The 14,748-nt window shown below is 60.1% G+C and carries 13 protein-coding genes; 7 read left to right on the plus strand and 6 right to left on the minus strand.

Translation table 11 applies throughout. The features are described 5' to 3' along the window. Positions 1-75: 75 nt before the first annotated feature. A complete protein-coding gene (locus K5Y35_RS15870; RefSeq protein WP_123466690.1) occupies positions 76-1,470 on the minus strand; it encodes a class II fumarate hydratase in 1,395 nt (464 codons plus the stop codon). 194 nt (positions 1,471-1,664) lie between these two features. Between K5Y35_RS15870 and K5Y35_RS15875 the strand changes: the two genes are divergently transcribed. The 7 genes from K5Y35_RS15875 to K5Y35_RS15905 all read left to right on the plus strand — a co-directional run bounded on the left by K5Y35_RS15875 (position 1,665) and on the right by K5Y35_RS15905 (position 9,574). After that, positions 1,665-2,183: a DUF2059 domain-containing protein gene (locus tag K5Y35_RS15875; RefSeq protein WP_003226938.1), complete on the plus strand. Its 519-nt coding sequence runs from the start codon at positions 1,665-1,667 to the stop codon at positions 2,181-2,183. 12 nt (positions 2,184-2,195) lie between these two features. Further along, positions 2,196-2,492 carry a BolA family protein gene (locus tag K5Y35_RS15880; RefSeq protein ID WP_123466688.1) on the plus strand — a complete coding sequence of 99 codons (297 nt, stop codon included), beginning with the start codon at positions 2,196-2,198 and terminating at the stop codon, positions 2,490-2,492. Positions 2,493-2,673: 181 nt separating this feature from the next. Continuing rightward, positions 2,674-3,615 carry a rhodanese-related sulfurtransferase gene (locus tag K5Y35_RS15885; RefSeq protein ID WP_123466686.1) on the plus strand — a complete coding sequence of 314 codons (942 nt, stop codon included), beginning with the start codon at positions 2,674-2,676 and terminating at the stop codon, positions 3,613-3,615. A gap of 35 nt (positions 3,616-3,650) precedes the next feature. Continuing rightward, complete coding sequence (locus tag K5Y35_RS15890) at positions 3,651-4,253, plus strand: DsbA family protein (protein WP_177490506.1); 603 nt, start codon at positions 3,651-3,653, stop codon at positions 4,251-4,253. After that, positions 4,246-6,072 carry an ABC transporter ATP-binding protein gene (locus K5Y35_RS15895; protein ID WP_123466682.1) on the plus strand — a complete coding sequence of 609 codons (1,827 nt, stop codon included), beginning with the start codon at positions 4,246-4,248 and terminating at the stop codon, positions 6,070-6,072. Before K5Y35_RS15890 ends, K5Y35_RS15895 begins: the two co-directional genes overlap by 8 nt. A gap of 201 nt (positions 6,073-6,273) precedes the next feature. Next, positions 6,274-8,733, plus strand: a complete 2,460-nt coding sequence (locus tag K5Y35_RS15900) for an EAL domain-containing protein (protein WP_222832320.1) — start codon at positions 6,274-6,276, stop codon at positions 8,731-8,733. Positions 8,734-8,812: 79 nt separating this feature from the next. Further along, the gene (locus K5Y35_RS15905) at positions 8,813-9,574 is read left to right on the plus strand and encodes a TenA family transcriptional regulator (protein ID WP_189655776.1); all 762 of its coding nucleotides are present in this window, start codon (positions 8,813-8,815) and stop codon (positions 9,572-9,574) included. 130 nt (positions 9,575-9,704) lie between these two features. Here K5Y35_RS15905 and K5Y35_RS15910 read toward each other — a convergent pair whose 3' ends face one another. The 5 genes from K5Y35_RS15910 to K5Y35_RS15930 all read right to left on the minus strand — a co-directional run bounded on the left by K5Y35_RS15910 (position 9,705) and on the right by K5Y35_RS15930 (position 14,684). After that, positions 9,705-10,631, minus strand: coding sequence for a GGDEF domain-containing protein (locus K5Y35_RS15910; RefSeq protein ID WP_123466674.1), 927 nt, complete (start codon positions 10,629-10,631; stop codon positions 9,705-9,707). A 361-nt stretch (positions 10,632-10,992) separates the two neighbouring features. Continuing rightward, positions 10,993-11,733, minus strand: a complete 741-nt coding sequence (locus K5Y35_RS15915) for a YciK family oxidoreductase (protein ID WP_123466672.1) — start codon at positions 11,731-11,733, stop codon at positions 10,993-10,995. Between the two features lie 183 nt (positions 11,734-11,916). After that, on the minus strand, positions 11,917-12,588 hold the full coding sequence (mupP, locus tag K5Y35_RS15920; protein WP_123466670.1) for an N-acetylmuramic acid 6-phosphate phosphatase MupP: 672 nt from the start codon (positions 12,586-12,588) through the stop codon (positions 11,917-11,919). Between the two features lie 4 nt (positions 12,589-12,592). Next, complete coding sequence (gene ubiG, locus K5Y35_RS15925) at positions 12,593-13,291, minus strand: bifunctional 2-polyprenyl-6-hydroxyphenol methylase/3-demethylubiquinol 3-O-methyltransferase UbiG (protein ID WP_123466668.1); 699 nt, start codon at positions 13,289-13,291, stop codon at positions 12,593-12,595. Positions 13,292-13,349: 58 nt separating this feature from the next. Then, positions 13,350-14,684 carry a TRZ/ATZ family hydrolase gene (locus K5Y35_RS15930; protein WP_222832321.1) on the minus strand — a complete coding sequence of 445 codons (1,335 nt, stop codon included), beginning with the start codon at positions 14,682-14,684 and terminating at the stop codon, positions 13,350-13,352. Positions 14,685-14,748: the final 64 nt, after the last annotated feature.

The raw sequence follows: 14,748 nt of genomic DNA on the forward strand, positions 1-14,748 counted from the left end.
ACTCCTGCATGGGGAACGCATCCCCCCTGGAGCAGTGAGCCTGCTCGCGATGACTTATTAAGCAACGCTACAAAATCAGCCCTTGGCGCCAGCCTCGATCATGTTCTCCGGCCGCACCCAGGCATCGAACTGTTCATCGCTCAGATACCCTAGTTGCAGCGCCGCCTCACGCAAGGTCAGGCCTTCGCTGTAAGCCTTCTTGGCGATTTCCGCCGACTTGTCGTAACCGATGTGCGGGTTCAGCGCCGTCACCAGCATCAGCCCGCGTTCCAGGTGTCTGGCCATGACGTCGGCATCCGGCTCAAGCCCGGCGATGCAGTGCTGCTGGAAGTTGCTGCAGCCATCGGCGAGCAAGCGGATCGATTGCAGCACGTTATGGATGATCACCGGTTTGAACACATTCAACTGCAAGTGACCCTGGCTCGCGGCGATGCCGATCGTCACGTCATTGCCCAACACCTGACACGCCAGCATCGACAGCGCTTCGCACTGGGTCGGATTGACCTTGCCCGGCATGATCGAGCTGCCCGGCTCGTTCGCCGGCAGCTTCACTTCGGCAAACCCTGCGCGTGGGCCGGAACCGAGCAGACGCAGGTCGTTGGCGATTTTCATCAGCGCGACGGCGAGGGTTTTCAGCGCGCCCGACAGGTTGGTCAGCGGTTCATGGCCGGCCAGTGCCGCGAACTTGTTCGGTGCGGTGACGAAGGGCAGGCCGGACAGCGCGGCGAGCTCTGCGGCAATCGCCTCGCCGAAACCGTGTGGCGAATTCAACCCGGTACCGACCGCTGTGCCGCCCTGCGCCAGTTCACACACCGCCGGCAGCGCTGCGCGAATCGCCCGTTCGGCGTAATCCAGTTGCGCGATGAAGCCGGACAGTTCCTGACCGAAGGTGATCGGTGTGGCGTCCATCATGTGTGTACGGCCGGTTTTCACCAGTTTCATGTGGCGTGCGGCGAGTTCAGCCAGGCCGCCGGACAGCTCGGCAATCGCCGGCAGCAGTTGCTCTTGCACCGCTTGCGCGGTGGCGATGCTCATGGCGGTGGGGAAACAGTCGTTGGAGCTTTGCGAGCGGTTGACGTGATCGTTCGGGTGCACCGGCGTCTTGCCGCCGCGCGGGTTGCCGGCCAGTTCGTTGGCGCGACCGGCGATCACTTCGTTGACGTTCATGTTGCTCTGGGTGCCGCTGCCGGTCTGCCAGACCACCAGCGGGAACTGGTCGTCGTGCTGGCCGTCGAGCACTTCGTCGGCGGCCTGTTCGATCAGGCGGGCGATGTCGGCGGGCAGGTCGCCGTTGCGATCGTTGACCCGGGCGGCGGCTTTCTTGATCAGGGCCAGGGCGTGCAGGACCGGCAGCGGCATGCGTTCCTGACCAATGGCGAAGTTGATCAGCGAGCGTTGCGTCTGAGCACCCCAGTAGGCGTCGTCCGGGACTTCGATCTGGCCCAGGCTGTCGGTTTCGATACGGCTCATCGTGCACACTCCTGTTGGTCTGTTTGCGCAGTTTAGGCCCGGTCAGGCCCAGGTGGTTCCATCGGGGCGATTGTTGACCGGTAAAACCCGGTCAATCAAGCGCGGCAAGGGGCGGGGGTTGAGCCACAGCGTTTTTTAGGCGCAGAATGGGCGCCCTTGGGGTTTGACCTCGCCTGTTTAGAAAAGGAAACTCGATGACTCGTCTTCGTGCCATCTGTACCGCGGTTGCACTGGTTTGCGCCAGCGGCCAGGTGCTTGCCGATACCGCCAGCCACAACGCCAGTGCCGAAGCTTTCCTGACCCTGGCGCACGCTGACAAACTGGGTACTCCGGTGTACATGCAAGTGCAGCAAATGTTCGCCCAGCGCTTTGAACAGACCAAAGCCCCGGAGTCGAAGAAAGCCGTACTGGAAACCTACCAGGCCAAGGCCAACGCCGCCCTGGACCAGGCCATCGGCTGGAACAAGCTCAAGCCTGACATGGTCAAGCTCTACACCAGCAACTTCAGCGAATCCGAGTTGAAAGACCTCGTTGCGTTCTACCAGTCGCCGCTGGGCAAGAAAGTCCTTGAGAAAATGCCGCAGCTGACCCAGCAATCGGCCCAGATGACCCAGGCCAAGCTGGAAAGCGCCGTGCCTGTCGTCAACAAGCTGCTCGACGACATGACCAACGAGCTGGCACCGAAAGGCGCTGCGCCGGCCAAGAAGAAGTAAGCGGAGTTCGTGATGACCATGCAACAACGCATCGAATCGACGCTGGGCCTGCTTCAGCCTGAACATCTGCAGGTGCTGGATGAAAGCCACATGCACAGTCGCGGGTTACAGACTCACTTCAAGGCAGTGGTGGTCAGCGCGCAGTTCGAAGGCCTGAACCGGGTCAAGCGCCACCAGAAAGTCTACGGCACGCTCGGCGAGCTGATGGGCGAGTTCCATGCGTTGGCGCTGCACACCTACACCCCGCAGGAATGGGCAGAGGTGGGCGCCGCTCCGGCGTCGCCAACCTGTGCAGGAGGAGGGCACTAAAAGCAGCTGCAAGCTTTGAGCTCCAAGCCGCAAGTTAAAGCACTGCGCTGTCAGCTTGTCGCTTGAAGCTCGCCGCTTGAAGCTGCTTTTTTGCTAGAATCCGCAACGCGCCGTTCAACCGGCGCGTTTTTTTTTGAATCCGGTTCACCCTTTGCGAGGGTAGCCACCTGGAGAAATACCCATGACACAACCGATTGTCGTGGCGGCACTGTATAAGTTCGTCACCCTCGAAGATTACGTCAACCTGCGCGAGCCCCTGCTGCAAGCGATGGTCGACAACGGTATCAAAGGCACCCTGCTGATCGCCGAAGAAGGCATCAACGGCACGGTATCCGGCAGCCGCGAAGGCATTGATGGCCTGCTCGCCTGGCTGAAGAACGACCCGCGCATGATCGACATCGACCACAAAGAGTCGTACTGCGACGAGCAGCCGTTCTACCGTACCAAGGTCAAACTGAAGAAAGAGATCGTCACCCTCGGCGTCGAAGGCGTGGATCCGAACAAAAAGGTCGGCACCTACGTCGAGCCGCAAGACTGGAACGCCCTGATCAGCGACCCGGAAGTGTTGCTGATCGACACCCGCAACGACTACGAAGTGTCGATCGGCACCTTTGAAGGCGCCATTGATCCGAAAACCACCAGTTTTCGCGAATTCCCCGACTACATCAAAGAACACTTCGACCCGGCCGTGCACAAGAAGGTCGCGATGTTCTGCACCGGCGGTATCCGCTGCGAGAAGGCTTCGAGCTACATGCTGGGCGAGGGCTTCGAAGAGGTCTATCACCTCAAGGGCGGCATCCTGAAGTACCTCGAAGAGGTGCCGCAGGAAGAAACCAAGTGGCAGGGCGACTGCTTCGTGTTCGACAACCGCGTGACCGTGCGTCACGACCTCAGCGAAGGCGACTACGATCAATGTCATGCCTGCCGCACACCGGTCAGCGTTGAAGATCGCGCTTCCGAGCACTACGTGGCCGGCATCAGTTGCCCGCATTGCTGGGACAAGCTGAGCGAGAAAACCCGCCGCAGCGCAATCGATCGGCAAAAACAGATCGAACTGGCCAAGGCGCGCAACCAGCCGCACCCGATCGGCTACAACTATAAGCAAGCATCTACCGAGGCTTAATCATGTCTGCGCGCCTGCTCTATGTGATGGATCCGATGTGTTCCTGGTGCTGGGGGTTCGCTCCGGTGGCCAAGGCACTGGTCGAGCAGGCGCAGGCCGCCGGGGTGGAGTTGCACTTGGTGGTTGGCGGCTTGCGCACCGGCAGCGGTGCGGCACTGGAGCCGACCACTCGGCGCTACATTCTCGAACACTGGCAAGCGGTCACCGAGGCGACCGGTCAGCCATTCAAGTTCGACGGCGCATTGCCGGACGGATTTGTCTACGACACCGAGCCTGCCTGCCGCGCGATCGTCACGGCGCGCAGCCTGGCACCGGATTGCGCGTGGACCTTGCTCGGCCTGATTCAACACGCGTTTTACGCTGAAGGTCGCGATGTCACCCAGGCCAGCGTGTTGGTCGATCTGGCCGAACAGGCGGGCGTGCCGCGCATCGAATTTGCCGAACACTTTGACCGCGCCGAACAGCACGAAGCCACTCTGGCGGATTTCAACTGGGTGCAGGATCTGGGCATCGCCGGTTTCCCGACCCTGCTCGCCGAACGCAATGGCCAACTGGCGTTGCTGACCAATGGCTATCAACCGCTCAGCGAGCTGTCGCCGTTGCTCGGCCGCTGGCTGGAGCGCGCAGCCTGTGCCTGACCTGGCCGATGACACGTCAGCCGTAAAGCGTGTCGACCGGCTGAGCTGGGCAGAAGTCCGGCGACTGGCACTCCATCACAAAAAATCCTTGTGGATCGCCAATGGCGTCGCCGTGCTGGCGACGCTGTGCAGCGTGCCGATTCCGTTGCTGCTGCCGTTGCTGGTGGATGAGGTGTTGCTCGGTCACGGCGATGCCGCACTGAAAGTCATGAACCACGTACTGCCGGGTATGTGGCAGCAAGCGGCGGGTTACATCGGCCTGATGCTGGTGGTCACGCTGACCCTGCGCTGCAGTGCCCTGTGTTTTGGCGTGTTGCAGTCGCGGTTGTTTGCGCGACTGGCCAAGGACATCGTTTATCGCATCCGCGTGCGCCTGATCGAACGCCTCAAGCGTATTTCCCTCGGCGAATACGAGAGCCTCGGCAGCGGCACAGTGACCACGCACCTGGTCACCGATCTGGACACCCTCGACAAGTTCGTCGGCGAAACCCTCAGCCGCTTTCTGGTGGCGATGCTGACTCTGGTCGGCACGGCGAGCATCCTGATGTGGATGCACTGGAAACTCGCGCTATTGATCCTGCTGTTCAACCCGCTGGTGATTTACGCCACGGTGCAGTTGGGCAAACGGGTCAAGCACCTGAAGAAACTCGAGAACGACAGCACCTCGCGTTTCACCCAGGCGCTGAGCGAAACCCTCGATGCCATTCAAGAAGTACGCGCCGGCAACCGTCAGGGTTACTTTCTGGGTCGCCTCGGTCTGCGCGCGCAGGAGGTGCGCAACTACGCGGTCAATTCGCAGTGGAAAACCGACGCTTCCAACCGTGCCAGCGGTTTGCTGTTCCAGTTCGGCATCGACATCTTCCGTGCGGCGGCGATGCTCACGGTGTTGTTCTCCGACCTGTCGATCGGCCAGATGCTCGCGGTGTTCAGTTACCTGTGGTTCATGATCGGCCCGGTCGAACAACTGCTCAATCTGCAATACGCCTACTACGCCGCCGGCGGCGCGCTGGCGCGGATCAACGAACTGCTGGCGCGCGCCGATGAGCCGCAATATCCGGGCGGTGTCGATCCGTTCAAGGGCCGCGAGACCGTCGGCATCGAGGTTCAGGGCCTGAGCTTCGGTTATGGCGATGAGCTGGTGCTGGATCAGATGAACCTGTCCATTGCCCCGGGTGAGAAAGTTGCGATCGTCGGTGCCAGTGGCGGTGGCAAAAGTACCCTCGTGCAGTTGCTGCTGGGGTTGTACACGCCGTTGGCCGGTACCATCCGCTTCGGTGGTTCGACCCAGCAGGAAATCGGTCTGGAGCTGATCAGGGAGAACGTCGCGGTGGTGCTGCAGCACCCGGCGCTGTTCAACGACACGGTACGCGCCAACCTGACCATGGGCCGCACCCGCAGTGACGAAGCCTGTTGGCAGGCACTGGAAATCGCTCAGCTCGAAGCGACTATCCGCGCCTTGCCGGATGGCCTCGACAGTATCGTCGGGCGCTCCGGCGTGCGCCTGTCCGGCGGTCAGCGCCAGCGTCTGGCGATCGCGCGGATGATCCTCGCCGAGCCGAAAGTGGTGATCCTCGACGAAGCCACCTCAGCCCTCGACGCCGCCACCGAATACAACCTTCACCAGGCCATGGCGCGGTTCCTCAATGGCCGCACCACGCTGATCATTGCCCATCGTTTGTCAGCGGTGAAGCAGGCTGATCGCGTGCTGGTGTTTGATGGTGGTCAGGTCGCCGAAGATGGCGATCATCAACAGTTGATTGCCGACGGCGGTCTGTATGCCAAGCTTTATGGTCACCTGCAGCAGATCCAGCGCCCTTGAGTTTCGTGCCGATTTCTGTGCTTAGTGCTTGAATTGCATTGAGTAAAATCACTCGGAACGCCCGCACAGTCCCGCCATTTGCACAATCGACCTAGAGGACGGCCAAGCTGTCCCTTTGACTTGGCGAAAATTAGCCTAGGCTGAGCTGTCAGGAGCGGGATTTTCCGGTGTTCATCTGGCAGTGCTTGCGCAAGGGATCTCATGAAGCAAAAGCGGACTCTCGGAACGCCACGGTTGTTGGGCATCGTCTGGCCATTTATTGCCGTCGTGTTGTTTCAAGCGTTATTGGGCGGCGTGAGTCTTTACGTGCTCTCGGCGGTTCGCGGTTACGTCGCCGGCGAAAGTCTCTGGTCCAAGGGCCAGAAAGACGCGATTTACTACCTTAATCTCTACGCCGACAGCCGTGACGAGGCGACCTTCCTCAAGTACCGCACTGCGATCGGTGTACCGCAAGGCGGGCACCAGTTGCGTCTGGCGCTGGATCATCAGCCGCCGGATCTGGCCGCAGCGCGCGAAGGCATTCTCAAGGGTGGCAACCACCCGGATGACGTTTCCAGCCTGATCTGGCTGTACCTCAACTTTCGCCATTTCAGTTATCTGGAGACCGCGATTGACCGCTGGACGGTCGGTGACGCCTATCTAATCGAGCTGGATAACGTGGCGCAGGAGATGCACCGCAGCATTTCACAGAACAATGCCGGCAGCGCCGATATCCAGCGCTGGAAGGCACGGATTTTCGCCATCAACGATGGCGTGACCCCAGCCGCAAAAGCCTTCAGCGATGCCTTGGGCGAAGGCTCGCGGATGATTCTGCGGCTGCTGCTGTTAACCAATCTGGCCACGGCGCTGGGGCTGATCGTGCTGGCCCTGTGGCGCACGCACAAGTTGCTCAAGCAGCGCCATGCCTTTGCCGAGGCGTTGCAACTGGAGAAGGATCGGGCGCACGTTACCTTGCATTCGATCGGCGACGGGGTGATCACCACCGATGTCGACGGCGCCATTGACTACATGAACCCCGCCGCCGAAGCCATGACCCACTGGAAGGCCGAACAGGCGGCGGGCCTGCCGCTGGCGGCGTTATTCAATCTGCTCGATGACAACGCCCAGTCCGAAGGTCTGACCCTGATCGAGCACATTCTCAGCGGCAAGCTCAGTGGCGGCAGCGAGCATTCGAAACTGATCCAGCGCCTGGACGGCAGTACGGTGTCGGTGACCCTGGTCGGCGCACCGATCCGCAATGCCGGCAAAGTCAGTGGCACGGTGCTGGTGCTGCACGACATGACGCAGGAACGGCAATACATCGCCAACCTTTCGTGGCAGGCCACCCACGATGCGCTGACCGGTCTGGCCAACCGCCGCGAGTTCGAATATCGCCTGGAGCAGGCGCTGCACAACCTCACCCGCCAGGCCGGGCGGCATGCGCTGATGTTCCTCGATCTGGATCAGTTCAAGCTGGTCAACGACACGTGCGGCCATGCGGCGGGGGATGAGCTGTTGCGGCACATCTGCACCCTGCTGCAGTCGGGATTGCGCGAAGGCGACACCCTGGCGCGGCTCGGCGGCGACGAGTTCGGCATTCTCCTGGAAAACTGCGCTCCGGACGCGGCAGAAAAAATTGCCGAGGCACTGCGCCAGACCGTGCAGAACCTGCATTTTGTCTGGAAGGGGCGGCCCTTTCTCACCACCGTCAGTATTGGCCTGGTGCATGTCGCCCAGACCCCGACGACCCTGGAAGCGTCCCTGCGGGCGGCAGACATGGCCTGCTACATGGCCAAGGAGAAGGGGCGTAACCGCGTGCAGGTCTACCACGCCGACGATTCCGAACTGTCCCTGCGCTTTGGGGAAATGGCCTGGGTGCAACGCCTGCACATGGCGCTGGAAGAAAACCGCTTTTGCCTGTACGCCCAGGAAATCGCTCCGCTCAAGCCCAGTGACGGCAAAGGCGGGCACATCGAAATCCTGCTGCGTCTGCATGACGAGGCCGGGCGGATGATTCTGCCGGACAGCTTCATTCCTGCCGCTGAGCGCTATGGTTTGATGAGTCAGCTGGATCGTTGGGTCGTACAAAATGTTTTTAAGGTTATTGCTCAATGTATTGCCCAGAAACAGCAAGGGCCATTAGCAATGTGTGCGATTAATCTGTCAGGCATTACTATAGGAGATGACGCGTTTTTGCACTTTCTGCGAGAACAGTTTGTTAACTACGCTATACCTCCTGAAATGATTTGTTTTGAAATTACTGAAACCAGTGCAATTTCAAACTTGGGCAGTGCAATTAGATTTATCAATGAGCTCAAAGGCTTAGGTTGTTACTTCTCGCTAGATGACTTTTGTGCCGGAATGTCTTCGTTCGCTTATCTGAAACATTTGCCTGTAGACTTCCTGAAGATCGACGGGAGTTTCGTAAAGGATATGCTGGACGACCCGATTAACCGGGCAATGGTCGAAGTGATCAATCACATCGGGCATGTCATGGGTAAGCAGACAATTGCCGAGTTTGTTGAAACCACCCAGATCGAGCAGGCACTGCTTGAAATTGGCGTGGATTACGCTCAGGGTTATGTCATCGAGCGTCCGCAATTGTTTACCTGCGACAGTTTGCAAAGTCGGCCCGCCAGACCGCAACCGCTGTTATTCAAAGCGCCTGGCACGTTCCGTTGAAGTCTCTCGCCGATCCTTACAATCACAAATCAAAAGGAGCCGAACAGTGATCGACACATTCAACCGAACCGGACCACTCATGGAAGCTGCAAGTTATCCCGGCTGGGCACAACAGCTCATTCAGGACTGCAGCGAGAGCAAGCGCCGGGTTGTCGAACATGAACTTTACCAGCGCATGCGTGATAACAAACTCAGCGCCAGGACCATGCGTCAGTACTTGATTGGCGGCTGGCCGGTGGTCGAGCAGTTTGCGTTGTACATGGCGCAGAATCTCACCAAAACCCGATTTGCCCGTCACCCCGGCGAAGACATGGCGCGCCGCTGGCTGATGCGCAATATCCGCGTCGAGCTCAATCATGCCGACTATTGGGTGCACTGGAGCCGGGCGCATGGCGTCAGCCTGGAAGATCTTCAGGCCCAGCAAGTGCCGCCGGAACTGCATGCGCTGAGTCACTGGTGCTGGCACACCAGTTCGGCCGACTCGTTGATCGTCGCCATCGCCGCTACCAACTACGCCATCGAGGGCGCGACCGGGGAGTGGTCGGCGCTGGTTTGCTCGACGGGCGTATACGCGGCGGCGTTTCCCGAAGAAGATCGCAAACGCGCGATGAAGTGGCTGAAGATGCACGCCCAGTACGACGATGCCCACCCTTGGGAGGCTCTGGAAATCATCTGCACGCTGGCCGGCCTGAACCCGAGCAAGGCGTTGCAGGCCGAATTGCGCCAGGCCGTGTGCAAAAGCTATGACTACATGTACCTGTTTCTGGAGCGCTGCATGCAACTGGAGACGTCGGAACGCTTGCTGGTCAACCGAGAGCGCAGGGTAGTCGTCGAGAGCTGATACACCGCGTAAAAATGTAGGAGTGAGCCTGCTCGCGATAGCGGACTGTCGGTCAACATCAGTGTTGAATGTCAGATCATCATCGCGAGCAGGCTCACTCCTACAGTAGTTTTGTAGTGTCTGGAAAGGCTTAGCCCGCCATCGCCAGGCGGTTACGACCTTCGCGCTTGGCTACGTACAACGCACTGTCGGCGCGACGCAGCAGGCTGTCGGCCGATTCGCCGGGCAACAGCGTCGAGCAGCCGAGGCTGACCGTCAGTTCGATCAACTGGCCATCGGCGTAATACTCCGCCGCTTGCGCCGCATAGCGCAGTCGCTCACCGACCATCGCTGACGCTTCGCGGCCGGTGTTCGACAGCAGAATCAGAAACTCTTCGCCGCCATAGCGAAACACCATATCGACGTTGCGCAACTGACCCTTGATCGAGGCGGCCACGGCTTTGAGCACATCATCGCCGGCACTGTGGCCGTGACTGTCATTGACCCTTTTGAAGTGGTCGATATCCAGCATCAGCACTGACAATGGTTGCAGGTGCCGGCGCGACATTTCGATCTCGCGTTGCAGGGTCTGCTCCATGGCGATGCGATTGCCGGCACCGGTCAGCGGATCGCGCAGGGCGCTCTGGGTCGCGGCGCGGTAGAGCAGGGCGTTGCGCATCGGGTACAGCAACACCGACAGCAGCGATTCGAGGTGCCCTTGCTCCTGATCGTTGAAGCGCTGATTGCGGCGGAACACCAGTTCGCCCATGTGCTCGCCTTCATGGCTCAGGCTATAGCTGACGGAATGATGACCGCGAGCACCGAACTCCAGGCGCAAGTCGCTGCCCTTGTGCACATAGTGCAAGGCGTCCAGCGGCACGAGGCGCTGAACTTCGCGGAAAAACAGACCGAGGATGCGTTGCGGTTCGAGGCTGGTTTGCAGTTGCAGGCTCAGTTGCTGGCGCAATTGCGCGAGACTGGCGGGCCGCTCCAGAAGTGGCGGCTGCTGACCGAAACCCAGGCGTTGCAATTTGGCGCTGTCGAAGTCAATTGCATTGGTCTGGGAAGGTGATTTCATATGGCGTGAGCCCCTAAGCAGTAAGTCTGTCTTACAGGCTGGGTGAGAGCGGCTATGGGCTGCGCGTCATACTGATCCATCAGTCCCGTAGGACATTTGGCGTAAGTTTAGTCTGCCTGATGTCGATTAGTCAGCTATCGAAATCGCCCCGGCGCCACTGCCTTCACACGGCATGCTTTGAGGGAATTTAGAGCGAAAGTCGTGCCATTCAGTTCAGGTTAATTAAAGCCTTTTGTATTCAATGGCTTACGAACTTGATGGGGAAAACCGCGCTGGATTTTTGACTGGCTGGTGACGGTCGGTGCTGGCAAAAGCCTGCCGCGACGGGAATCCGCCGCGGCAACAAAAGCGACGTATGGCACTACTGAGCGTTGAATGCCTGGCCGTTGATACCCGTACTGTCCGGGCCCATCAGGTAGAGATAGACCGGCATGATCTCCTCGGGCGTCGGATTGTTCAGCGGGTTTTCCCCCGGATATGCCTGGGCGCGCATGCTGGTGCGGGTGCCACCTGGGTTGATGCTGTTGGAGCGAACCGGTGCCACGCCGTCGACTTCGTCGGCCAGGGTTTGCATCAGGCCTTCGGTGGCGAACTTCGACACACCGTAAGCGCCCCAGTAAGCCCGGCCCTTGCGGCCGACGCTGCTGGAGGTGAATACCACCGAAGCGTCCTGCGACAGCTTGAGCAACGGCAGCAGGGTGCTGGTCAGCATGAACATGGCATTGACGTTGACCTGCATGACCCGCATGAAGTTGTCGCCGGAGAGTTGTTCGATTGGCGTGCGCGGGCCAATGATCGAAGCGTTGTGCAGCAGGCCGTCAAGGTGGCCGAATTCGTTTTCGATCATCGCCGCCAGTTCATCGTATTGATGGGGCAGGGCGGTCTCGAGGTTGAACGGAATTACCGCCGGTTGTGGGTGACCGGCCGCTTCGATTTCGTCATAGACCTGGGTCAGATTGGCCTCGGTCTTGCCCAGCAGCAGGACGGTAGCGCCGTGGGCCGCATAGGTTTTCGCGGCAGCTGCGCCGATGCCACGACCGGCTCCGGTGACCAGAATGACCCGATCCTTGAGCAATTCGGGGCGAGCGGTGTAATCAAACATAAAAACCTCACAATCCATTCATGAAGACCTGCTTCGCACTTGTGGCGAGGGGATCTATCCCCGATGGGTTGCGAAGCAGCCCCAGCATTCTTCCAGTTCGATTTGACGTGCAGGTTTTACGGCGGCTTCGCCGCGATCAGGGATAAATCCCCTCGCCACAAAGGCATCCTGCAAACAGTCAGGTCAGCAACTGCAGAGTGCGCTGTCCAGCACCTTGCGCAGCTCCAGCGGATGATCCACCACCACGTCCGCGCCCCAGTGCCGCGGGTTGTCGTCCGGGTGAATGTAGCCAAAGGTCACTGCGCAGGTCTTGGTGCCGGCATCGCGCCCTGACTCGATATCGCGCAGATCATCGCCCACAAACAGAACGGTCGATGGATCCAGATCAAGCATTTTGCACGCGAGGATCAGCGGTTCCGGATCCGGCTTGCTGTTTTTCACGTGATCCGGGCAGATCAGTAGTGCAGAGCGCTCGGCCAGCCCCAGTTGCTGCATGATCGGCTCGGCAAAGCGCAGCGGCTTGTTGGTGACCACGCCCCAGATCAGATTGGCTTTTTCGATATCGGCCAGCAATTCGCCCATGCCATCGAACAGCTTGCTGTGCACGGCGCATCCCACCAGGTAGCGTTCGAGGAACTCAAGGCGCAGCTCCTCGAAGCCCGGCGATTCCGGGTCCATCGAAAACGTCACCGCGACCATTGCCTTGGCGCCGCCGGAAATTTCGTCACGGATGTGCTTGTCGTTCATCGGCGGCAGGCCGCGGTCCGTACGCATGGCCTGGCAGATGGCGATGAAGTCCGGCGCCGTGTCGAGCAGGGTGCCGTCCATGTCGAAAAGAACTGCTCTGATGGCCATCGGCTTATTCCTCGCGCAGGGTCTGGATCATGTAGTTGACGTCAACATCGTTGGCCAGCTTGTAGTGCTTGGTCAGCGGGTTGTAGGTCAGGCCGATGATGTCCTTGACGGTCAGGCCAGCCATGCGACTCCAGGCGCCGAGCTCGGACGGGCGGATAAATTTCTTGAAGTCGTGGGTGCCGCGTGGCAGCAGCTTCATGATGTATTCGGCGCCGATGATGGCGAACAGGTACGCCTTCGGGTTGCGGTTGATGGTCGAGAAGAATACCTGGCCGCCGGGCTTGACCATGCGGAAGCAGGCGCGGATCACCGACGATGGATCCGGCACGTGCTCAAGCATCTCCAGGCAGGTGACCACGTCGAACTGCTCGGGCATTTCTTCGGCCAGGGCTTCGGCGGTGATCTGCCGGTATTCGACGTTGACGCCGGATTCCAGCTGATGCAGTTGCGCAACGGCCAATGGCGCTTCGCCCATGTCGATGCCCATGACAGTGGCACCACGCTGGGCCATGGCTTCGCTGAGGATGCCGCCGCCGCAGCCGACGTCGAGGACTTTCTTGCCGGCCAGATTGACCCGTTCGTCAATCCAGTTGACCCGCAGCGGGTTGATGTCGTGCAGCGGTTTGAACTCGCTCTCGCGGTCCCACCAGCGGTGGGCCAGGGCTTCGAATTTGGCGATTTCGGCGTGGTCGACGTTGCTCATGATCAATTCCTCGAAAAACTTGAAAAAGGCTGTAGTCCCGGAGTGTGCCCCGGGGTGTTTACGATTCGGTGTGGCCGCTGATGCGCTGTCCCCAGGCGCGGGCGGTGGCGCCCAGCTGTTGTTCATCCATACGCGTCAGGCGCCGGTCGTCGAGTAACTGTTTGCCGGCGACCCACAGGTGCTTCACGCAGTCGCGACCGGTGGCATAAATAAGTTGCGAAACCGGGTCGTAGACCGGTTGCTGCGCCAGGCCGGACAGGTCAAAGGCGACAATGTCGGCGGCTTTGCCGATCTCCAGCGAACCGACTTGCGCTTCGATGCCCAGGGCTCGCGCGCCGTTGAGGGTGGCCATGCGCAGTGCGCGATGAGCGTCCAGTGCGGTGGCCGAACCGGCGACGGCTTTGGCCAACAGGGCCGCGGTGCGGGTTTCGCTGAGCAGGTCGAGATCATTGTTGCTCGCTGCACCGTCGGTGCCGATCGCGACATTTACCCCAGCCTGCCACAAACGTTCTACCGGGCAGAAGCCGCTGGCCAGTTTCAGGTTCGATTCCGGGCAGTGGATCACGCTGGTGTTGCTTTCTACCAGCAGCGCCAGGTCGTCATCGCTGATCTGCGTCATGTGCACGGCCTGGAAGCGCGGGCCGAGCAGGCCGAGGCGACCGAGGCGCGCCAGCGGGCGCTCGCCACGCTGCTCGACGGCTTGCTGCACTTCAAAGGCGGTTTCGTGCACGTGCATATGAATCGACGCGTCCAGCTCCTCGGCGATCACGCGGATTTTCTCCAGGTTCTCGTCGCCGACGGTGTAGGGTGCATGAGGGCCGAAGGTGATCCTGATCCGCTCGTGGTGCTTCAGATCGCCGAACAATTCGACGCCCTGACGAATGGCTTCATCGGCGCTGCCGGCGCCCGGGATCGGGAAATCGAGGATCGGAATGGCGATCTGCGCACGAATGCCGCTGTTGTGCACGCGCTCGCTGGCGACCTTCGGGAAGAAATACATGTCAGAGAAACAGGTGATGCCGCCCTTGATCTGTTCGGCGATGGCCAGGTCGGTGCCGTCACGGACGAAATCTTCATCGACCCATTTGGCCTCGGCCGGCCAGATGTGGTTTTCCAGCCAGGTCATCAGTGGCAGATCATCGGCCAGACCACGGAACAGCGTCATCGCCGCGTGGCCATGAGCGTTGATCAGGCCCGGAGCGAGCAGCATGTCCGGCAATTCACGGGTTTCAGTGGCGTTACACTTCAGTGCTTCGACGCGTGGGCCGATAAATACGATGCGACCGTCGCGGATCCCCAGGCCATGCTCTTTGAGCACGACGCCAGCGGGTTCGACAGGTACCAGCCAGGTCGGCAGCAATAATAAGTCGAGCGCAATGGCAGGTTTCGGCATCGAGGTCGGTTCCAGTGCTTTTGTAAAGGATGGCGAAGTATACCCGAGCGTCTTCGCGGGGGGA

Source organism: Pseudomonas sp. SC3(2021) (genome assembly GCF_019856535.1).
In the GTDB taxonomy this organism is placed as follows: Bacteria; Pseudomonadota; Gammaproteobacteria; order Pseudomonadales; family Pseudomonadaceae; genus Aquipseudomonas; species Aquipseudomonas monsensis.

Coding starts and splice junctions, on each gene's coding strand:
- ubiG (WP_123466668.1), bottom strand. CDS start 13,291: ATGAGCAACGTCGACCACGCCGAAATCGCCAAATTCGAAGCCCTGGCC.
- K5Y35_RS15870 (WP_123466690.1), bottom strand. CDS start 1,470: ATGAGCCGTATCGAAACCGACAGCCTGGGCCAGATCGAAGTCCCGGAC.
- K5Y35_RS15930 (WP_222832321.1), bottom strand. CDS start 14,684: ATGCCGAAACCTGCCATTGCGCTCGACTTATTATTGCTGCCGACCTGG.
- mupP (WP_123466670.1), bottom strand. CDS start 12,588: ATGGCCATCAGAGCAGTTCTTTTCGACATGGACGGCACCCTGCTCGAC.
- K5Y35_RS15880 (WP_123466688.1), top strand. CDS start 2,196: ATGACCATGCAACAACGCATCGAATCGACGCTGGGCCTGCTTCAGCCT.
- K5Y35_RS15915 (WP_123466672.1), bottom strand. CDS start 11,733: ATGTTTGATTACACCGCTCGCCCCGAATTGCTCAAGGATCGGGTCATT.
- K5Y35_RS15905 (WP_189655776.1), top strand. CDS start 8,813: ATGGAAGCTGCAAGTTATCCCGGCTGGGCACAACAGCTCATTCAGGAC.
- K5Y35_RS15890 (WP_177490506.1), top strand. CDS start 3,651: ATGTGTTCCTGGTGCTGGGGGTTCGCTCCGGTGGCCAAGGCACTGGTC.
- K5Y35_RS15910 (WP_123466674.1), bottom strand. CDS start 10,631: ATGAAATCACCTTCCCAGACCAATGCAATTGACTTCGACAGCGCCAAA.
- K5Y35_RS15900 (WP_222832320.1), top strand. CDS start 6,274: ATGAAGCAAAAGCGGACTCTCGGAACGCCACGGTTGTTGGGCATCGTC.
- K5Y35_RS15875 (WP_003226938.1), top strand. CDS start 1,665: ATGACTCGTCTTCGTGCCATCTGTACCGCGGTTGCACTGGTTTGCGCC.
- K5Y35_RS15885 (WP_123466686.1), top strand. CDS start 2,674: ATGACACAACCGATTGTCGTGGCGGCACTGTATAAGTTCGTCACCCTC.